The sequence below is a fragment of the Sphingobium sp. S6 genome (assembly GCF_905120495.1).
Lineage (GTDB): Bacteria > Pseudomonadota > Alphaproteobacteria > Sphingomonadales > Sphingomonadaceae > Sphingobium > Sphingobium agri.
This window is the reverse complement of the sequence record NZ_CAJHOG010000001.1, coordinates 648,738-668,955: the sequence shown is the minus strand read 5'-3', so window position 1 is coordinate 668,955 and position 20,218 is coordinate 648,738. Positions and strand designations below refer to the sequence as shown.

The following is a 20,218-nucleotide window of genomic DNA, read 5'->3' as shown; positions in this document are numbered from 1 at the left end:
GCCTCGCGCGGCTTTCGACCTCTAGTCGTTGAGCCGCCACTCGTCTTGCCATTCGATGGTGGGCCGATCGCCCAAGAAACGGATTGGCAGCCAGACATAGCTTGAGATGGAGGTGTTCACGGCGGTCAGCGCGGACCCGCCACTTTTGGTGAAGAATTGCAGCGCCTTTACCTCCGCAGGGGTGGGCGGGGACGATGGCTTTGACGTGATCTTCCGGATTGCCGACCTGAGATTTTCCGAAATATTACCATTGTCGAACTCTTCCCCGCCAAGCTCGCCAAGGTGCGGAAACCAGCGATCCGCCATGGCGATGTAGAGATCCTTCTTGTGCGGATGCTTGAAGATGCAGCTTATCTGAGAGTTGAAGGAGGTGCGGCTGCGGTCAGTGGGGTGCAAGTCGCCGAGATTTTCAAAAGGACCATGATAATCGCGCGCGACGACGACGGTTGAAGGGTTGGGGAAATAGCCCGTCATCCCCGAAGCGGTCAGATACAGCTTGCCGTTACGCCGGAAGCAGGCGATCCCTTCCTTGGTATCTGGCGCCGCAGACGGGAAGTGGCGCGATAAACGGTCCGTCACTCCGCACCAATCATCTGTGAGTTCGATGCAGACAAGTTCCTTATGCTCATGCTCGAAATACATGTAGGCGCGCCCGGTATCCGGATCGGCGACCATGTCGAAATCGCCCGCCATCATCCCCGCAGGCATCAGGTGGTCGTTGACCATGGCATAGGGACCAGTGATCTTGTCGGCCGTCAGCACGATACGATGTTCCGGGCCCAAGCCGCGCACTTTGATCCAGCAGACGAACTTGCCGGTCCTGGGATTATGGAGAATGTGCGGTCGTTCCGGCAAGACGCTAGGGCTGAGCGCCGTTTTCGCGCCTGAGGTGTCGGGTGGAATCAGGATACCGGCGTCGTCCCAATTGTATAGGTCCGTGGAACGATATAGGCGGATGCCCCAGCTTTCGGGCTTGCCATTGCCGGTGGTGAACTCCTTGTTCTCGCCATACCAGTAGAATACGCCGTCGACATGAATGACGCCGCCAGCGTGCGCCTGGATGGGCTTGCCCGCCGTATCAGTCCATAGCTCGCCGGGCCTGAAACTTTTGCGACGCGGAGCTTTGCCCCTTGTTTTTGCGACCAGTGAGTTTGCCGCGACCCAAGTCAGCGCAAGACCCGATAGGCTGCCCGCGACGAGCTTCCGTCTCGATAATGTCACCCAATCTCTCCCCGCTGGCGGTGGTCGGCCAATGTCTTCCCCGTCTTTCCGCTACAGGAATGGAAATTTAGCTGAGTTTTAAAAGAACGCAATCGTTTGATTGTTGGCACTGCCTGATTTGCCCACGCGCACCCGTGCGTTCCACTTGATGTTGTTGGATGAACACCCAAGCATCCCAACTTGGCCTTGCGCTCGAACGCGTAAGGCCGCCTTCTAATTTTGCGCCCATTGCCCTTTTACGGAACGGGCTCCGTATGGACAGGATGATGAGGAAAAACGGCGATCAGAACCCTGCAGGAAAGAGATGCTTGCCCTGTTCATCCAGGCGCAGGACGACCTTTCCCGCGACCGCGCTGACGGGCAGGTCGGCGTAGAGGTGGGGGAAGAGCGCGCCGCCGCGTGATTCTTCCCAGTTGAGCGCATCGCCGAAGGGGGCGAGGTCAATCATCAGCATCACCAGATGATCCTGGCCCGCGAAATGCTTGGCGGCGGTTTCAGCCGCCTGTTCGCGGGTGGACAGGTGGATGTAGCCGTCAGCGAGATCGACGGGCGCGCCCTTGAACACGCCGTCGGTCTTTAGCTGGTCATACTGATCCCTGGTCAGGATCTTGTAGGCGAAGAGCTCCGTCACTCTTCGGTGAGGTCCGGGTCGGCTTCGGGGCTGACTTCGGGTGAGACTTCCATGCCAGCCGGGGTGCTGATTTCCGTTTCCTCGTCGCTTTCCTCGATCTTCGCGGCGCTGACGACATGTTCGTCGTCCGAGACGTTGAAGAGGCGCACGCCTGCCGAATTGCGGCCGATGACGCGCAGGGTGTCGAGGCCCATGCGAATCAGCTTGGCCTGGTCGGTTACCAGCATCAGATGATCGCCATGACGCGCGGGGAAGCTCGCCACCACCGGGCCGTTGCGGCCGATATTGTCGATGTTTGTGATGCCCTGGCCGCCACGTCCGGTGCGACGATAGTCATAGGCCGACGACAGCTTGCCGTAGCCGTTGGAGCAGACGGTGAGGATGAACTGCTCCTTGCCCTGTAGCTCGGCAAAGCGCTCCTCGCTCATCTGGGGGGAGCCTTCCTTCTCCGGCTTCCACGGGGCAAAACGCAGATAGTCTTCGCGCTCCTCCTGCGTCGTCCCGGCGCGGTGGAGGATGGAGAGCGAGATGACTTCATCATCGCCCTTCAGCGTCATGCCGCGTACGCCGGTGGACGTACGGCTCTGGAACTCGCGCACATCGGTCGCCTTGAAGCGGATCGCCTTGCCCTGGCGGGTGGCGAGCAAGACGTCATCCTCTTCGCTCAGCAGGGCGACGCCGATCAGGCAATCGTCGCTGCCCTCATCGAAGCGCATCGCGATCTTGCCGTTGCTCGGCACGTTGGCGAAGGCGTCCATGCTGTTGCGGCGGACCGTGCCGTTCGCGGTGGCGAACATGACGTGCAGGTCCTTCCAGCTATCCTCATCCTCGGGCAGCGGCAGCACGGTCTGGATCGTTTCGCCCGGACCGAGCGGCAGGAGGTTCACCATCGGCCGGCCGCGCGTCGCGGGGCCACCTTCTGGAAGGCGCCAGACCTTGAGGCGATAGACCTTGCCTGCGGTGGAGAAGAAGAGGACCGGTGTGTGCGTTGAGGTCACGAACAGTTCGGTGATCGCGTCCTCATCCTTGGTCGCCATGCCGGACCGGCCCTTGCCGCCGCGCGCCTGGGCGCGGAAGCTTTCGAGCGGGGTGCGCTTGATATAGCCCTGCACGGTGACGGTGACGACCATCTCCTCGCGCTCGATCAGGTCTTCATCCTCGATGCCGTCGGCAGCGGCGGTGATTTCGGAGATGCGGGGCGTGGCGAAGTCGCGCTCGATCGCCTCGAACTCCTCGCGCATAACCGCGTAGAGTTTCTGCCGGTTGCCCAGGATTTCGAGATATTCAGCGATGGCAGCGGCCAGTTCGGCCAGTTCGTTGCCGATCTCGTCGCGGCCAAGCGCGGTCAGGCGGTGGAGGCGCAGATCCAGGATGGCACGGACCTGAACGTCGGACAGTCGGTAGGTGTCGCCGGTCGCCTCTGTCTCGATCGCTTCGACGAGGCGCAGATAGGGCGCGATTTCAGCGACGGGCCATTCGCGGGCCAGCAGCGTTTCGCGCGCCTCGGCCGGACTGGCCGAGCCACGGATGGTGCGAACGACTTCATCGAGATTGGTGACCGCGATGACGAGGCCCAACAAGATATGCGCGCGGTCGCGGGCCTTGTTGAGTTCGTATTTGGTGCGGCGGGTGATGACCTCTTCGCGAAACTTGACGAAGGCTTCGATGATATCGCGGATGTTGAGAAGTTCGGGACGGCCGCCGCGAATGGCGAGCATGTTGGCCGGGAAGCTCGACTGCGCGGGAGTGTTGCGCCACAGCTGGTTGAGCACGACCTCTGGCGTCGCATCCCGCTTCAGATCCATGACGATGCGCACGCCTTCGCGGTTGGATTCATCGCGAATGTCGCTGATACCCTCGATCCGCTTGTCCTTGGCGGCTTCGGCGATCTTTTCAACCAGGCCATTCTTGCCGACCTGGTAAGGGATGGCGGTAAGGACGATGGAGCGCCGGTCGCCGCGTCCTTCCTCGATCACATGGCGCGAGCGCATCATGATGGATCCGCGCCCGGTGTGATAGGCGCTGCGGGCACCCGACTGGCCGAGGATCAGCGGCGCGGTCGGGAAATCGGGGCCGGGGACGATCTGGATCAGTTCGTCGATGGTGATCGCGGGGTTGTCGATATAGGCAAGGCAGGCGCGGACCACTTCGCCCAGATTGTGCGGCGGGATATTGGTCGCCATGCCGACCGCGATGCCGCCCGAGCCGTTGACCAGCAGGTTGGGAAAGCGCGCGGGCAGAACCTGCGGCTCGCTTTCCGAAGCGTCATAGTTGGGTTGGAAATCGACGGTGTCCTTGTCGAGATCCTCCAGCAGAGCGTTGGTGACCTTGGCCAGGCGCGCTTCGGTGTAGCGCATCGCCGCCGGCGGATCGGGATCCATTGAACCGAAGTTCCCTTGACCATCGATCAAAGGGACCCGCATCGCCCAATCCTGGGTCATGCGCGCCAAGGCGTCGTAAATCGGGCTGTCGCCATGGGGGTGATATTTACCGATCACGTCACCGACGATGCGCGCCGACTTGCGATAGGGCTTGTTGTAGGTGAATCCCGATTCATGGGCCGAAAAGAGGATGCGGCGGTGCACCGGCTTCAACCCGTCGCGCACGTCCGGCAGGGCGCGGGCGACGATGACCGACATGGCATAGTCGAGATAGCTTGCCTTCATCTCCTCCACGATGGAGATGGGGCTGATGTCCGAAGGGTCGGCGAGGGCAGTCTCGTCGGTCAATGCGATTCTCTTTTTGGATGGAACTGTTTCGTTGCTCATGCACTAGCGGAGCGAAACAAATCTGTCACCCCTCGCGCGCACGCGCGCTCGCGTCAGATCAAGCTGCAAGAAAGGGCTGACAGGCGGAAAACTGCTGCATATACGATGTTCAAACGTCATTCACGCGCCGTCCCCTAAACGGCGCTCAATCAAGCGGCGCCTTTCCCCCAGGCGCACAGAGGAGAAGATGATCATGCGTTTTGTATCCCCCGTGGCGCTCGCGCTGGCCCTTGCGGTGACCGGAGGCGCCATTTCCGCGCCCGCGATGGCCGCGAAGAAGGAAGACAAGAAGGGCGGCGCGCCCAAGCTGAATGTTTCTCCCGACGTCATCAAGGCTCTGCAGACGGCGCAGGCCGCAGCGCAGAAGAACGACTTCGCAGGAGCCAAGGCGGCGCTGGCGGATGCGGACAGCAAGGCCAAGTCGAACGACGACAAATATCAGATCGGCGCCATCAAGCTGAACACCTCGATCGCGGCCAAGGACAGCGCGATGCAGGGCGAGGCGCTGGCACAGATGCTCGACAGCGGCCTTACCCCAGCAGAACAGGTCGGCCAGTTCAACGCGGTTGCCGCCGATCAGGCGCTTCAGGCAAAGAATTACGATCTGGCGATTCAGCGGGCGCAGGCGGCCATCCAGGCAAACTACAAGCCCGAGTCCATCAATGCGACGCTGGCGCAGGCCTATTTCGGTAAGGCGGGAACGGCCAATGCCGGAGCTGAACCTGCGCGCGGCCTCAATCAGAAGGGCCTTGCCGCGCTGAAAGCTGCTGCCGACGCGACGAAGGCTGCTGGCGGCCAGGTGCCCGCGCAGTGGTATCAGATCGGTGTGAGCCGGGCGGCCGCATCGCGCCTGCCCGAAGTGACCGAATGGGCGACATTGGCATATCAGGCGGCTCCCAACGGGGAAAACCTCCGCACCCTCGTCCGCCTCTTCCAGCAGGCGAACCCGAATATCACCAACCGCGAAAATCTGGACGTTCTGCGTCTGATGGCGGCCTCGGGCGGCCTGGTGGTTGCTGGCGACTTCCTTGAATATGGGGAAATGGCGTCCAAGACCGGCATCTATGGCGAGGTGAAATCCGCGATCGACCAGGGCCGGGCCAAGGGTGTGCTGAAGGGCACTTCAGGTGCCGATCTCTATCAGACGGCGGCACCGAAGATCGCCGGCGACAGGGCCTCGCTCGCTTCGGCCGAAGCCGATGCCCGCAAGGCGGCCAATGGCAAGATCGCAGCGGCCACCGCTGACGCTTATCTCGGCTATGGCGACTATGCCAAGGCGGCGGCCATGTTCGAACTCGCCAAGCAGAAGGGCGGCGTCGATGCGGACGAGGTGAATACGCGTCTCGGCATCGCCAAGGCCCTGGGCGGTGATGTGGCATCGGCGAAGGCGGCGTTGCAGTCGGTGCAGACCGGCACGCGCAAGAAGATCGCCGACCTCTGGCTGAGCTATCTCGCGACCAAGGCCTAAGCTCAGGAAGGTGCGCTGCTCATCCGGGTGGCGCACCTTCTTCATATCGACATGAACAGGGACCGGCGCCTGAAATCGGGCGCCTGACATAAAAGGGGACGGCCGACATGATCGGGCTGCGACAATCCATGCTGAAATCTGGGCTTCTTGCGATCACGGCTCTTACGGCCGTATCGGTGCCGGCGACAGCCAAAAAGGCGTCAACCAGCGGGCCGGTTATCACCATGTCCGAAGGGTTCCGGGCAGCTGCACAGGCGGCGGACAGCGCGATCAAGGCAGGAGACACGAACAATGCCCAGGCGCAGATCAGCGGGTTGATGCCGGTCAGCGACTATGAGGCCTATGTTGCCGCAGCCTTGCGGTTCGAACTGGCGGTGCTCAAGCGCAATTTCCAGGGCCAGCGCGTGGCATTGACCGACATGTTCAAGACGAATTCCGTGCCCAAGAAGGATGCGCCGCGCCTGCGCTACACCGCCGGCTACCTGTCCTATGTGGTGGGCAATTATGACGACGCGCTGGCGCAGCTCGATTATGCCAAGACGCTGGGGTATGACGGCATCGACGCGACGATGCTGCGTGCGGACATCTACCTGCGCAAGAACAAGGTTAAGGACGCGCGGCCCTTCGTACAGGAAGCGCTGGCGCGGCAGCGCGCGTCGGGGCAGGCGATCCCGGCTGCCTGGTATGACCGTGCCATCTCGCTCGCTTATGCAGCGGGTGACTGGGCCGAGGTGGGATCGCTCTATCGCGAGCGCCTGGCCCGTTATGGATCGGCCGGGGAATGGCGATCCGCGCTTTCCAATTACATGACGGCGCCGGGGACCGACGCGCAGCCGCAGCTTGACCTTTACCGCTTGCAGGCGGCCAATGGAGCGATGGCGAGCGAGCGTGACTATCAGGCCTATGCGCAGCTTGCTGAGAAGGCTGGCAATTATGCGGAGGCCAAGGCCATCATCGAGGCTGGCCGCTCTGCAGGCAAGCTGACGCCGACGCAGGCGGTGACGGCAAGCCTGATGAAGAGCGTGACGCCCAAGGCGGCGAAGGAGATCGCCGCTTTGCCAGCGGCCGCAAAGAAGGCTGCGGCCGCGAAGGACGGGTCGGCGGCGATGTCTGTGGCAGACAGTTATTTCTCGCTCAGCCAGTTCCCGCAGGCGGTCGAGATGTACCGGCTCGCCTTGTCGAAGGGCGGCGTTGACCAAGGGAAGGCTAATGCGCGCCTTGGCATAGCGCTGGCGCGGTCAGGCGATCTGGCGTCGGCGAAGACGGCGCTTGCCCAGGTTACGGGCAGTTGGGCGAACGTCGCCGGTTTCTGGAGCGTGTGGGTTGACCAGCAAAGCCGCAAGACGGCGTTCCAGCCCGTAGCAGTGCCGCCTGCAAGCTAAGTGTTAGGGAAGGGCCAGCGCGCAGGTTGGTTGTGCGCTGGCCCTTTGGCAAAAACCGCGCGCCGCTGGGTTCCGGTCAGAGTGGCAGGGGTACACCCGGCAGATTTTTCGACATGCGGATGGTGAGGGACGTCTTTACGCTCACCACATTGGGGGCAGGCGTCAGCTTCGACGTGAGGAACTGCTGGAAGCTCTGAAGATCCTTGGCCACGACCTTCAGGATGAAATCAATCTCTCCGTTCAGCATATAGCATTCGCGAACCTCCGGCAGCGTCGCGACATGATCCTCGAAAGCCTTTAGGTCGGATTCCGCCTGGCTCTTCAGGCTGACCATCGCGAATACGGTGATGGTGTAGCCCAGCATGGCCGGGTTGACGACAGCATGATAGGAAGTGATCGCGCCGCTTTCTTCCAAGGCGCGCACGCGGCGCAGGCAAGGAGGAGCGGTCAAGCCGACCTTTCGCGCGAGCTCCACATTGGTCATCCGGCCATCCTGCTGCAACTCGCCCAGGATGTGGAGATCGATGTCATCAATAGCGGGCCCAGCCATTCTTCTGCTTATTTCCTTTCTAATCCTTACGCCATATCATAATAATATTTCAGGGCAATGCAATTGTCCCACTATGCGACGCTCTCCGAATTGCCATCCGCTGGCTCTTTTCCTCAGGCACAGGAAGGCCTATTCGTGCGTCATGATTTCCTTTCGCGGCGAAGTTCTGCACGTCGGCGGAAGTCCTCAAGGGGAATAAGGTGCGCTTCAACGATTTGATGCAGACGGTTCTCGCCGCAGAAAACAGGAGCGGCCTGGGCGCGGTGACGCTGTGGCGTCAGTGCGTCGATCTGCTGGCGCAGAATGATCGTGCGGACCGGCGCACCTTGCCGGATGAAGAACGCGCCGTGTTGCTGGACCGGCTCGCGGGACTGCAACCTCAATTGTCGGAAACCCAGCGGATTGCGTCGGTGGTCGAGCTCGGCGGACGTTTGCGGTCGCCTGCGCTCGTCGAGTTTTTCGCCAATGACAGGCCCGCGATTGTAGCCGCCGCCATGTCGCGCGCGCGCCTGCCTGATGACGCCTGGGTTGCCCTGCTACCTAGCCTCACGCCAACAGCGCGTGGCGTTCTGCGGGGACGGCGGGATCTGGGCGCGGCGACACAGCAGGCGCTGGAGGCGTTCGGCGCGGCCGACCTCGTCCTGACAAGCGACCGTGCGGCGGAACCTGTCGACGATATGAGCGACATGCTGCTGACGCCCGCCATGATGGCGCCAGATGACAGCGCGGAGCCATCTGCGGATGTGCAGGAAGCACTGGTCGAAGACGCTTCGGCCGAGCCGGCGGATGACGTTCCGGCAGGCGACGACCAGATCCGGAACCTCGTCGACAGGATCGAACGCTTTACGAGCGGGCGGCGGATACCCGATGTGGTCACGCCCCGTGCCGACGTTGGGCAGTCTGGCGCCGTCGGTTCCTTCGCATTCGAAACGGATGCCACGGGCATGATGGTCTGGGTCGATCAGGGCCCGCGCGCCGCGCTGATCGGACTGTCGCTTGGTGAGGTGGCTGTTGCCGGTGCGAGCGGCCCCGACGGCAGCGTTGCGGGCGCTTTCATGCGGCGCAGCGGATTCCAGAATGGACGCTACACTATCGTCGGCGGAGCGATGGCCGGCGAATGGCGGCTATCGGCAACGCCCTTCTTCGATCCGCGATCGGGCAGGTTTCAGGGATATCGCGGCCAGGCCCGCCGCCCCTATCTGCATGAGGTCGCGGCTCCGCCGCAGGCTGAACCTGTGTCAGTCGCCGGACTTTCCGCCGACTCGCTGCGGCAATTGGTGCATGAGCTGCGCACGCCGCTGAACGCTATCTTGGGGTTCGCCGATATCATCGAGCAGGAGCTGTTCGGTCCCAGCGGCCCCGAATATCGGGAGATGGCGGGAAAGATTGCTCTGGACGCCCGGCATCTGCTGGCTGCTTTCGATGACCTTGACCTTGCGGCCCGCGTGTCGCGCGGAGAAGGGGCAGAGGCTCCGGTTGCGATCGACCCGGCGTTGCTGATCGCGCAAGTGTCCGCTCGGTTCCGGGAGCAGGGTGAGGGCAATGGCGCTCAGATCGACATCAATCTGGCGCGATCGCTGCCGATGGTGCGGATCGATCCGGTTCAGGGCGAACGCATGGTACAGCATCTGATCCGTACGGTCGTTTCAATCGCGACGCCGGGCGAGGCGCTGAGCGGCGCTTGCTGGTATCAGCCGGATGGCGGACATGGATCGGTGATGCTGGCGGTCGACAGGCCTGCAAGCCTGGAGGGGATGGACGAGGAGCGGCTGCTCGACCCGGGCTATACAGCCGATGGCGATTGGGCGGATGGCCCGTTGCTGGGCCTCGGCTTTTCGCTGCGCCTGATACGGAGCCTTGCGGCCGGTTGCGGCGGCGCCTTGCAGATCGAGCCGGATCGCTTCCTGCTGTCGATGCCAGCGATCACCTTGGCTGAGGATGCCGCAGGCAGCTTCTGACACTTTGAGGGAAACTCTATCGCAACCTTTGCGGCGGTAGAGCGGGGCTATGAATTCATCTGATCATGACGGCAGTCTGCTGCGCAGGCCCTTGGCGCAGGACATGGTCACGCTTGCCCCCGATTTCGGGACGCGGTTCATGCTGTTCGTCGATACCGAGGAAGAGTTCGACTGGAGCGCTCCATTCAACCGCCATGGCCATGGCGTGACGGCACTGGATGGCATGGCGCGCGGTCAGGCCTATTTCACGTCAGCGGGCGTGAAGCCCATTTATGTTGCTGATTATCCAGTGGTAGACGATGACGCCGCCGCCGGGATGATGGCGCAGTGGGTGGCTGACGGCACGGCGGATGTCGGCGCGCACCTTCACCCCTGGGTCAATCCTCCGCACGTTGAAGAGGTGACTGAGGCGAACAGCTATGCAGGGTTTCTTCCCGAGGCGGTTGAGCGCGCGAAGCTGGAAGCATTATGTCACCGGATCACGGAGCGGTTCGGCCGACGCCCGGCCGCCTATCGCGCTGGGCGCTATGGCGTTGGGCATAATAGCGCGCGCTTGCTGGAGGAGGCAGGGTTTCGGCTCGACAGTTCGGTACGCAGCAGGTTCGATTATAGCGCGCAGCACGGACCAGACTTCCGGGGCTTGCCATTCAATCCCTATTGGGCGGGGCCGGAGCGTGCTCTGGTCGAACTGCCGCTTTCGACGGCCTTTGTAGGAATGCTGCGAAGCGGGGGCGAGCGGCTTTATCAAAAGGCGCAGTCGGTTAGCAGGATCGCGGGGGGCTTGGCGCGTACCGGTTTGTTCAGCCGGGTGCCATTGACGCCGGAGGGCGTGCCGGTCCGTGATGCTATAAGCGCGATCGATGCGTTGGTCGAAGAAGGCGCCGCAGTCCTGAACTTCAGCTTCCACTCGCCGACGCTGGAGCCGGGGCACACGCCCTATGTGCGCAGCGCGAAGGACCAAGCGGCCTTTTTCATGTGGTGGGACAAGATTTTCGACCACCTCGCCAAGCGGGATGTCAAAGCGGCTTCGCTGGATCAGTTTCTGGAAGCAGTGCCGGTGCGGAGACAGGCTTGCCAAGCGGCCTGATGCCTCCTATCCGGTCGATCAGGTGGGGCCTGTAGCTCAATGGTTAGAGCTGGCCGCTCATAACGGCTAGGTTGCGGGTTCGAGTCCTGCCGGGCCCACCATTTCCCGCATCGGCCAATCTAAAGAGAATAGAATGCCACTGTTCCGCGATGGCTCATTGACGGGACGCATTCTTCGCCGCTAAGGCGCCTTACGTCGGGGAGTAGCGCAGCCTGGTAGCGCATCTGCTTTGGGAGCAGAGGGTCGCAGGTTCGAATCCTGTCTCCCCGACCACCTTCAAACATCGATGATCGGCGCTGCTCAAGCAGGAGCTTCTTGCACAGCTGCGGCGCGTATCTCGCGCATATAGAAAAAGGGCGGACCGTGACACGGCCCGCCCTCTTAAAAATCTTGCTGACGCGAAGATTATTCGGCGTTCGCAGCGTTCGAAGCAGCGTTCGCAGCGTTGTCGGCGGCGTTAGCAGCATTCGCAGCGTTGTCGGCAGCGTTAGCAGCGTTTTCGACAACGTTTTCGACAACAGCGTTCGAAGCGTTCGCGGTCTCGTTGGCCGGCTTCTCACCGCAAGCGGCGAGGGCCATCAGGCCGGCCGAAGCGAAAACAACAGCGATCTTCTTCATTGTGTACGGCTCCCATAGCATATTGCCGCGTCGGCATATTGTTAACACGCCCGACGCGAGCGACCCGCATTAACGTGTGCGCTGCACAAATCAATGCTTTTCTGCGTCGGTGAAGCGACGGAATCACGCGACGGAACGTTGTCTACTACAAAAGTTCACTTATTCGCCAGCGATTCTATGGTGGTGGCGAATTCATGCAGGGTGACGGCCCAGGCTGCCACATTCTGTTGCAGTTGCGCGCGATCCACCTTGTCCAGGGTGTCGTCCGCTGTGTGGTGGATGTCGAAATAGCGGGTGCCGTCCTGCTGCAGATCGACTACCGGCACCCCTGCCTTCACCAGCGGCTCGATATCCGATCCGCCTCCGGCAGCGGTGCGGCTGGGCGCGATGCCAAGTGGAGCGAGGGCGTTCGAAATTCGGTTGGATACCGCTGCGTAGCTTGCGGGCAGCTTGAAGTCGACGCGCCAGACGCGGTCTGCGCCGAAGTCCGATTCCATAGCAACGACATGACGTTCGCTGCCATGCGTGGCGAAGTAGGCGCGCCCTCCATCGCCGCCGACCTCCTCCGCCCCCGCCATAAGGATGCGGATGGTGCGGCGGAGGGGGCCTGCCTTGGCAGCGTGGAGCGCAGCAGCCGTGATGATCCCGCACCCTGAGGCATCGTCTATGGCACCGGTGCCCTGGTCCCAACTATCGAGGTGGCAGGCGGCAAGGACGATGCCCGCGGCCGGATCAGCGCCGGGCAATTCCGCGATGACGTTGCCCGAAGGCTGATCCTTGAGCATCTTGGACGTAAGGGTCAGGTGAAGGCGGACGGGCTGGCCCCGTGACATTACGCGGATCAGCTGGTCGGCATCCACGGTACTGAGTGCGGCTGCCGGGATCGGCTTCACGCCATCGGCCCACATCTGAACGCCGCTATGCGGCAGACGGTGCTGATCGGTGCCGATCGACCGTATCAGAATCGCCGCTGCGCCTTTGCGTGATGCGACACTTGGCCCCTGGCGCCGGGTCGCGCCGAAATGGCTGTAGGAGCTGCCATCTTGAGTCGCTGTCATGGCATGACTGACGAAGGCGATCTTGCCCTTCAAGCTGCCGTCGGGCGCCGCCTGAAGATCAGCCAGCGTAGGGAAATAGACGACTTCGCCCTCAATCCCCTTCGCGGGCGTCGATGCGCTGTTCCCGAGCGCGGCCAATGCCAGGTGCTGAGGGAAGGGCGATACGATCCGTGCTTCGTCATGGCCGCGTACCCAGACTGGCATGCTATATGGTTCCGCGCGGACATTGGAAAAGCCGAGTGACTTGAGCTTCGCAACCGCCCAATCGCGCGCCCGCGCTTCCTGAGGTGTGCCAGCCGGACGAGGGCCGACCTCCGTCGTAAGGCTTTCGGTGAAATCCCAGGCAATGCTGTCCTGCAAGGCCGCTTCTCGAATCGCGGCGGCGACTGGAGGAGCAGCTGCGACGGGGAGGGGAGAGCCGATGCTGCCGAGAAGGAGCGCGGCGATGGTGCCCGATCGGATTTTCTGCATGAATGAAGGCTTAGCCAGCGATCCGGCATTTGCCAATGGCGCCGGGCTTCGCTAACTCCGGCCCAAATTTAGTCATTCGTCTTTCGGAGCTGTTTCAAGCCATGTCCGCGTCATCGCAATATGCCTTCGTCATGAAGAACATGACCAAGAGCTTCCCCGGCGCCCCAAAGCCGGTGCTCAATGGTATCAACCTGCAATTTTATCGCGGCGCCAAGATCGGCATCGTCGGCCCGAACGGCGTCGGTAAATCGACGCTGATCAAGATCATGGCGGGCATCGATACAGATTATAGCGGTGAAGCCTGGCCTGGCGAGAATGTCAGCGTCGGCTATCTGGCGCAGGAGCCGCAGCTCGATCCGGCCAAGAATGTCCTGGAAAACGTGAAAGACGGCGCGCGGGAAATCGCGGACAAGCTGGACCGGTTCAACGAGATCAGCATGATCATGGCCGATCCGCCGGAAGATGCCGACTTCGACGCCCTGATGACCGAGATGGGCGAGTTGCAGGAGCAGATCGACGCTGTCGATGGCTGGACGCTCGATAATCAGCTTGAGATCGCGATGGAGGCCCTGCGCTGCCCGCCGTCGGACTGGTCGGTTGAAAGCCTGTCGGGTGGTGAGAAGCGCCGTATCGCGCTGACCCGACTGCTCATCCAGAAGCCGGACATCCTGCTGCTCGACGAACCGACCAACCACCTCGACGCTGAGAGCGTGGAGTGGCTGGAAAACCACTTGAAGGAATATGCGGGCGCGGTGCTGATGATCACCCACGATCGCTACTTCCTCGACAATGTGGTGGGTTGGATCCTGGAGCTCGATCGCGGTAAATATTTCCCCTACGAAGGCAATTATTCTACCTATCTCGAGAAGAAGTCGAAGCGCCTGGAGCAGGAGTCGCGCGAAGAGTCGGGCCGCCAGAAGGCGATCAAGGACGAGTTGGAGTGGATCCGGCAGGGGCCGAAGGGACGCCAGACCAAATCGAAGGCGCGTATCGCCAAGTTCGAGCAGCTGGTCGCCAGCCAGGAAAACCGTACGCCGGGCAAGGCGCAAATCGTCATCCAGGTGCCGGAACGGCTGGGCGGCAAGGTCATCGAAGCGAAGAATATTTCGAAGGCCTATGGCGACAAGCTGCTGTTCGAGAATCTGTCTTTCACGCTGCCGCCAGGCGGCATCGTCGGCGTGATCGGGCCGAACGGCGCGGGCAAGTCGACGCTGTTCCGCATCATCACTGGCCAGGAGACACCTGACTCCGGCGAAGTGGATTTCGGCTCCACCGTACGCCTCGGCTATGTCGACCAGAGCCGCGACCACCTCGACCCGTCAAAGAATGTCTGGGAAGAGGTATCGGATGGCCTCGATTATGTGAAGGTCAACGGCCATGACATGTCCACGCGGGCCTATGTCGGCGCCTTTAACTTCAAGGGGCAGGACCAGCAGAAGAATGTCGGCAAGCTGTCCGGCGGTGAACGCAATCGCGTCCACATGGCCAAGATGCTGAAGAAGGGCGGCAACGTCCTGCTGCTCGACGAACCGACAAACGATCTTGACGTCGAGACGCTGGCCGCGCTGGAAGAGGCGATCGAGAACTTCGCCGGTTGCGCGGTGGTTATCAGCCACGACCGCTTCTTCCTTGATCGCCTTGCCACGCACATCCTCGCCTTCGAAGGCAACAGCCATGTCGAATGGTTCGAGGGCAACTTCGAAATGTATGAAGAGGATAAGCGCCGTCGGTTGGGTGATGCCGCTGACCGGCCGACCAGCCTCGCTTACAAGAAGCTGACGCGCTGATGAGGTGTTGAGGGGCAGGATGTGCAAGTGGTTGCAATCAGCGCAACCAGCACGGCGCCCTTCGCACTTGCACAATAGGTCGCTTGATCACATATCGGAGGGGCCTTTCAGGCATCCTCTCCTAAAACTTTCAGGCCGGCCCATTTGGGTCGGCCATTTTTTTGGGCTGGCGATTGGTGGCTGGACTGATGCAGGTGAAGCTCTAAGTAGGCTGGTACGATCCGGGTCGGGCTGCGAGGCTAGGTCGGCTGCTAATGCTGTTTGCGCTCCGCCCGTTTAAGGGCAATATTTTACGAACAAGAAGCTTTGACAAGCTCAGCCACGGCCTGAACGTTCGAGCTGGGCATAGTTTGCTCTAGCCGGTCGATCGTTTCTCGAAAGAAGTCAGGTCTTGCACGGCCTGCTCCGTCACTTCAATGCGCGCGACCTGCGCTGCTGGTGGTCCCTCATGAGCCAAGGCTATGAAGCGTTTCACCGCGTCTTCGGACCCCTCGATCAGCGCCTCAACACTGCCGTCGAGCCGATTGCGAACCCATCCCGCCAATCCTAGATTACGCGCCGTTTGCATTGTCCAATTACGATAGAAGACGCCCTGTACCCGGCCAAAGATCATGAGGCGGCGGGCGACAACAGGCATCAACGCACCCGCTTGATCCAGGTCTGCCCGTTTTCACGCGTTTCCGTGATGAAGTTGGGGATCGCCTGCACCAGATCCGAGAGGCGTTTAAAGCCATAGTTGCGGACGTCGAAGCTCGAACGGTTTGCGACGCGCTGACCGACCGGGCCTAAGGCAGCGAAACCATTCTGATCGCGCTTTGCCGCATCATAGGCTTCTATGAGCAGGCGGACGACCTCATCATCGACTTTGTTTATATCGGCTTTGGTTGGGTCCGCAGACTTTGCGGCGGCTTCGTCCGGCGCTGCGACAGCGACACCAGGCTCGGGGCTTGCTGGTGCAAGCGATGCCGCCAGCGCCGCCACGTCGATGAAGCGCGTGCATGCGCGGCGAAATCCCTCCGGCGTCTTGTCGGAGCCAAATCCATAAACGTCTATGCCTTCCTGGCGGAGGCGGGTTACCAGGGGCGTGAAGTCGCTATCGCTGGACATGAGCCCAAAACCGGTGACGCGGCCGCCAGCCATCAGGTCCATGGCGTCGATCGTCATCTTCATGTCGGTCGCATTCTTCCCCTTGGTGAGGTCGAATTGCTGCTGCGTTTCGATGGCTTGCGTCACGGCCTGCCGCGCCCAGCCCTTGAGCGAAGGCTTGCTCCAATTGCCATAGGCGCGGCGGATGTTGACCGTTCCAAGCTCGGCCAGAACGGTCAATACGGGGTCAAAATGGTCGGCGGAGGCGTTATCAGCGTCGATCAGCAGGGCGACATTGCCGCTGGGGATCGCCGACGCCATCAGGCCGTTTCCAGCGACGCAGGATGGAATTCGCCACTCGCTTCGTCAAGCAGATGAAGCTGGCCATCGGCAATCGCGAAGAAGGCACCCACCAGTTTCAACTCGCCATCCCTTTCCTTTGTGCGGACGCAGGGGAAGGTCCGTAAATTGGCGAGGCTGACCTTGACGCCCTCCTGCTCCATCGCGCGGTGCGCGTCACGGCCGCGATCATCGCCAAAGCGTGCAACGACCTTGTCGCGGGCGTCATCAAGCATGTCGATCCAGTTATGAATGAAGCCACCTTCGCCGGGAGGGGCGTCTTTCAGTTCCTGGCTCAGCGCCGCCTTGCAGCCGCCGCACTTGCCATGACCCATGACGACGATCTCCCCCACCTTGAGTACCTGAACGGCGAACTCGAGCGCTGCTGAAACACCGTGGTGACCGGGATTGGTTTCGAAGGGAGGCACCAGTGCCGCCACGTTACGGACCACGAAGATCTCGCCCGGGCTGGTGTCGAATATCTGGGCAGGATCGACCCGGCTGTCGGAGCAGGCGATGACCATGACGCGAGGGCTTTGCCCTTCACTCAGTTCATCCCATCGTTCACGCTGTTGCGTCCAGCCAGTGTTGCGGAAGCGGCGATAGCCTTCGAGCATGTCGGAAAAGTCGGTCATGGCCATGTCTCTGCCCAACAATCTGGGGGCTGGCAAGAGCGGGCATGCATCGCTATTTGAGGGCGCATGACAGACACCGCTCCGCTACCTGTGCAGGCCACGCCCCAGCGCACACGCAAGCCCGACTGGATCAGGGTGAAGGCGCCGACGAGCCCCGGCTATCATGAAACCCGAAAGCTGATGCGCGAAAAGGGACTGGCCACCGTTTGCGAAGAAGCGGCTTGTCCCAACATCGGCGAATGCTGGACGAAGAAGCATGCGACGGTGATGATCCTGGGCGACGTGTGCACCCGGGCCTGTGCCTTCTGCAACGTCAAGACCGGCATGCCGCGCAAGGTCGATACCAATGAACCGCAGAATTTGGCCGATGCCTGTGCGGAGATGGGGCTGGAGCACATCGTCATCACATCGGTGGATCGCGATGACTTGCCGGACGGCGGGGCTTCGCAATTCGTGAAGGTGATCGAAGCGCTGCGCCGCACGACGCCCGATACGACGATCGAGATATTGACGCCGGATTTCCGGAACAAGCATGAACGCGCCGTGCAGATGATCGTGGCCGCGCGGCCGGACGTCTATAATCATAACCTGGAGACAGTACCCCGCCTGTACCCGACTATCCGGCCCGGCGCGCGCTATTATGCATCGTTGCGACTGCTGGAGTCGGTGAAGAAGCTAGACCCGTCAATCTTTACGAAATCCGGAATCATGCTTGGCCTGGGTGAAGAGCGCCTGGAGGTGCACCAGGTGATGGACGACATGCGTTCGGCCGACATCGACTTCCTGACGATGGGGCAATATCTGCAACCCACGCCGAAGCATGCCAAGGTGATGGAGTTTGTCACGCCTGCTGCCTTTAACGCTTATGCGGCCATCGCGCGGGCCAAGGGCTTTTTGCAGGTGGCATCGAGCCCGCTGACACGTTCCAGCTATCATGCGGGGAAGGATTTCGCTGAGATGCGGGCCGCGCGTGAAGCTCAATTGGCACGGGCGGTACGCTGAACACATGCCCAAGCATCATGAAACAAGGCCGCTTCCCTATACGCCGGACCAGATGTTCAATCTGGTTTCCAACGTCGCTGCCTATCCTGAATTCCTGCCTTGGGTAAGCGCCATTCGCGTGCGCCAGGACAGCGATTCAGAGATGGTGGCTGACATGATCGTCGGCTTCAAAGGGATCAAGGAAAGCTTCACCTCGCGCGTTCACAAGCATCGGCCGGATTATGTACGGGTCGATTATCTGGAAGGACCGCTGAAGCATCTCCACAATGAATGGCGCTTCCGCGATGACGGCAAGGGCGGGGTGCTGGTCGATTTTGAAGTCGAGTTCGAGTTCAAGAACCGGCTTTTCGAGATGCTGGCTGGCCAGATGTTCGACAAGGCGCTGCGCAAGATGATCGGTGCGTTCGAAACGCGCGCGGCGGAACTCTATGGTGATTCGGGCAGCAACAGTTCGAGTGCGCAGAGCGCCGCCTGAAGGCGGACGCCGCCCCGGCCACTATCCTCGAAATAACGCATGTCCGCGACGACCTTGTCCGGATTGCCGCCACGTTCGGCGCGCGCGAAAACGACGGTGCCGACCGGCTTTTGCTCGGACCCGCCGCCGGGGCCGGCGATCCCGGTAATCGCTACCGCGACATTGGCGTGGCTTTTTATCAGGGCCCCTTGGGCCATCGCCCATGCGGTCGCAATGGAGACGGCGCCGAAGGTTTCCAGCACGTCTTGCGATACCTTCAGCAACTCATTCTTCATGTCGTTGGAATAAGTGATAAATCCAGCTTCGAAGACCTCGGAGGATCCGGCGATCTCGGTTAGCGCTGCAGAGACGAGGCCGCCCGTGCAGCTTTCCGCAACGGCGATAGTGCGGCCAGCGCGGCGATTGGCGATGATGACGCGTTCGGCAAGGTCTACCAGCGGCGCGGGGAGAATGCGATCAGGCATGGCTTAGAATAGCGCGGGGAGGGAGATGGTTGCAACGGCTTGCGCAGCGATGCCTTCGCGGCGTCCGGCGAAGCCCAGTTTTTCCGTCGTCGTCGCTTTGATACTCACGCTGTCGAGCGGGATGGCGAGTATTTCACTGATCCGCTGTCGCATGGCGTCCCTATGCGGTCCGATTTTCGGCGCTTCGCAGATAATCGTGACGTCAACATGGTCGATGCGCCCACCGCGGGCGATGACGCGCGCCCCGGCATATTCCAGAAAGCGCGAGGACGCAGCGCCGCGCCATTGCGGGTCGGACGGAGGGAAGTGGCTGCCGATGTCGCCTTCGGAAAGAGCGCCGAGCAAGGCGTCGACAAGGGCGTGAATCGCCACGTCCGCATCGCTGTGGCCCGCAAGCCCCCTGTCATGAGGCACCTGCACGCCGCAAAGCCAAAGCTCCTCGTCAGCAGCAAGGCGGTGGACGTCATATCCCATGCCTACCCGAGTCGTGCGTCGCGACGCAAGCAGGGCTTCAGCTCGGGCGAAATCCTGCGGATAGGTCAACTTCTCCAACCTCTCATCTCCGGGCACCAATATGACGTCATGGCCCGCAAGGCGCAGCATCTGCGCGTCGTCCGTAGCTTCACGGCTGCTGTCCCAGTTGCGATGTGCGCTGAGGATAGCGTCGAAGTGAAAGGCTTGCGGTGTTTGCACCCGGTAGAGCCCGGATCGGTCGACGGTATCGCCAGCGAAATCATCCGCCGACCTTACCAACGTGTCCGCGACGGGGAGAGCGGGAAAGGCTCCGGGCGCTCGATCAAGGGCGCTCAGCAACTGGCCGATCATCGCGGACGAGAGAAAGGGCCGTGCGGCATCATGGATGAGCACCCGGTCGGCGCCACCGCCTGCGGCGATGGCTTCCAATCCCGCGCGAACGGAGCCTCGCCTGCTATCCGCGCCTTCGATGATCGAGGTCACCTGGCCGCCGTCGATCAATGCTCGCACCGCGTCCTCCTGCCCAGCGCCTATGACAAGGTAAACCGATTCAATGGCCGGATGTGCTGCAAAAGCGCCGACGGCATGTGCGATGACTGCCTTGCCGCCGACTTGGCGGAACTGCTTGGGCGTATCGCCGCCCGCGCGGCTTCCCTGGCCTGCGGCGAGGACCAGTGCTGCGACCTTGTGATTATGCCCTGTCATCGCAGCGCGTGTAGCGAACGGCGGATCGCTCCGCCAGAC

Annotated in this window: 17 protein-coding genes, 2 tRNA genes and 1 pseudogene; 9 read left to right on the top strand and 11 right to left on the bottom strand. The window is 61.7% G+C overall.

What is annotated here, in order from left to right:
- Window positions 1-21: 21 nt before the first annotated feature.
- The 3 genes from SPHS8_RS03350 to gyrA form a co-directional block, all read right to left on the bottom strand.
- Entirely contained in the window at window positions 22-1,221 is a 1,200-nt protein-coding gene (locus SPHS8_RS03350; protein ID WP_201514014.1) for a family 43 glycosylhydrolase, read from the bottom strand.
- 283 nt (window positions 1,222-1,504) lie between these two features.
- Complete coding sequence (locus tag SPHS8_RS03345; RefSeq protein WP_201514012.1) at window positions 1,505-1,852, bottom strand: DUF952 domain-containing protein; 348 nt, start codon at window positions 1,850-1,852, stop codon at window positions 1,505-1,507.
- On the bottom strand, window positions 1,849-4,581 hold the full coding sequence (gene gyrA / locus SPHS8_RS03340; RefSeq protein WP_201514010.1) for a DNA gyrase subunit A: 2,733 nt from the start codon (window positions 4,579-4,581) through the stop codon (window positions 1,849-1,851). The genes SPHS8_RS03345 and gyrA overlap by 4 nt, the downstream gene beginning before the upstream one ends.
- A gap of 232 nt (window positions 4,582-4,813) precedes the next feature.
- On the opposite strand from gyrA, the gene SPHS8_RS03335 reads away from it, so the two are divergent.
- Window positions 4,814-6,088: a hypothetical protein gene (locus SPHS8_RS03335; protein WP_236574943.1), complete on the top strand. Its 1,275-nt coding sequence runs from the start codon at window positions 4,814-4,816 to the stop codon at window positions 6,086-6,088.
- 128 nt (window positions 6,089-6,216) lie between these two features.
- Window positions 6,217-7,470, top strand: a complete 1,254-nt coding sequence (locus SPHS8_RS03330; protein WP_443018563.1) for a tetratricopeptide repeat protein — start codon at window positions 6,217-6,219, stop codon at window positions 7,468-7,470.
- 76 nt (window positions 7,471-7,546) lie between these two features.
- Here SPHS8_RS03330 and SPHS8_RS03325 read toward each other — a convergent pair whose 3' ends face one another.
- Window positions 7,547-8,020: an Lrp/AsnC family transcriptional regulator gene (locus tag SPHS8_RS03325; RefSeq protein ID WP_097091581.1), complete on the bottom strand. Its 474-nt coding sequence runs from the start codon at window positions 8,018-8,020 to the stop codon at window positions 7,547-7,549.
- Window positions 8,021-8,220: 200 nt separating this feature from the next.
- On the opposite strand from SPHS8_RS03325, the gene SPHS8_RS03320 reads away from it, so the two are divergent.
- The 4 genes from SPHS8_RS03320 (at window position 8,221) to SPHS8_RS03305 (ending at window position 11,338) form a co-directional block, all read left to right on the top strand.
- Window positions 8,221-9,978: a sensor histidine kinase gene (locus SPHS8_RS03320; RefSeq protein WP_236574942.1), complete on the top strand. Its 1,758-nt coding sequence runs from the start codon at window positions 8,221-8,223 to the stop codon at window positions 9,976-9,978.
- Between the two features lie 49 nt (window positions 9,979-10,027).
- Entirely contained in the window at window positions 10,028-11,065 is a 1,038-nt protein-coding gene (locus tag SPHS8_RS03315; RefSeq protein WP_201514002.1) for a polysaccharide deacetylase family protein, read from the top strand.
- 25 nt (window positions 11,066-11,090) lie between these two features.
- A tRNA-Ile gene (locus SPHS8_RS03310) sits at window positions 11,091-11,166 on the top strand.
- 95 nt (window positions 11,167-11,261) lie between these two features.
- Window positions 11,262-11,338: transfer RNA gene (locus SPHS8_RS03305), tRNA-Pro, on the top strand.
- Between the two features lie 132 nt (window positions 11,339-11,470).
- Here the strand turns inward: SPHS8_RS03305 and SPHS8_RS03300 are convergent.
- Together SPHS8_RS03300 and SPHS8_RS03295 are read right to left on the bottom strand one after the other, a co-directional pair.
- Window positions 11,471-11,683, bottom strand: a complete 213-nt coding sequence (locus SPHS8_RS03300) for a hypothetical protein (protein WP_066523849.1) — start codon at window positions 11,681-11,683, stop codon at window positions 11,471-11,473.
- Between the two features lie 155 nt (window positions 11,684-11,838).
- Window positions 11,839-13,212: a M28 family peptidase gene (locus SPHS8_RS03295; protein WP_201514000.1), complete on the bottom strand. Its 1,374-nt coding sequence runs from the start codon at window positions 13,210-13,212 to the stop codon at window positions 11,839-11,841.
- Between the two features lie 101 nt (window positions 13,213-13,313).
- Between SPHS8_RS03295 and ettA the strand changes: the two genes are divergently transcribed.
- Entirely contained in the window at window positions 13,314-14,999 is a 1,686-nt protein-coding gene (ettA, locus tag SPHS8_RS03290) for an energy-dependent translational throttle protein EttA (protein ID WP_097091572.1), read from the top strand.
- A gap of 355 nt (window positions 15,000-15,354) precedes the next feature.
- On the opposite strand, the gene SPHS8_RS03285 is transcribed toward ettA, so the two are convergent.
- The 3 genes from SPHS8_RS03285 to SPHS8_RS03275 are packed head-to-tail and all read right to left on the bottom strand — an operon-like array spanning window position 15,355 to window position 17,059.
- Window positions 15,355-15,636, bottom strand: coding sequence for an acylphosphatase (locus tag SPHS8_RS03285; RefSeq protein ID WP_201513998.1), 282 nt, complete (start codon window positions 15,634-15,636; stop codon window positions 15,355-15,357).
- A complete protein-coding gene (locus SPHS8_RS03280) occupies window positions 15,636-16,406 on the bottom strand; it encodes an NYN domain-containing protein (RefSeq protein WP_201513996.1) in 771 nt (256 codons plus the stop codon). The genes SPHS8_RS03285 and SPHS8_RS03280 overlap by 1 nt, the downstream gene beginning before the upstream one ends.
- Complete coding sequence (locus tag SPHS8_RS03275) at window positions 16,406-17,059, bottom strand: carbonic anhydrase (RefSeq protein ID WP_097092774.1); 654 nt, start codon at window positions 17,057-17,059, stop codon at window positions 16,406-16,408. The genes SPHS8_RS03280 and SPHS8_RS03275 overlap by 1 nt, the downstream gene beginning before the upstream one ends.
- Before the next feature lie 44 nt (window positions 17,060-17,103).
- Here SPHS8_RS03275 and lipA point away from each other — a divergent pair.
- Window positions 17,104-18,061 (top strand): annotated as a pseudogene (gene lipA / locus SPHS8_RS03270) (lipoyl synthase).
- A gap of 4 nt (window positions 18,062-18,065) precedes the next feature.
- Entirely contained in the window at window positions 18,066-18,536 is a 471-nt protein-coding gene (locus tag SPHS8_RS03265; RefSeq protein ID WP_097091568.1) for a type II toxin-antitoxin system RatA family toxin, read from the top strand.
- Here SPHS8_RS03265 and SPHS8_RS03260 read toward each other — a convergent pair.
- On the bottom strand, window positions 18,488-19,000 hold the full coding sequence (locus SPHS8_RS03260; protein WP_097091567.1) for a CinA family protein: 513 nt from the start codon (window positions 18,998-19,000) through the stop codon (window positions 18,488-18,490). The genes SPHS8_RS03265 and SPHS8_RS03260 overlap by 49 nt on opposite strands.
- 3 nt (window positions 19,001-19,003) lie before the next feature.
- A complete protein-coding gene (locus tag SPHS8_RS03255) occupies window positions 19,004-20,179 on the bottom strand; it encodes a bifunctional 2-C-methyl-D-erythritol 4-phosphate cytidylyltransferase/2-C-methyl-D-erythritol 2,4-cyclodiphosphate synthase (protein ID WP_201513995.1) in 1,176 nt (391 codons plus the stop codon).
- Window positions 20,180-20,218 lie beyond the last annotated feature (39 nt).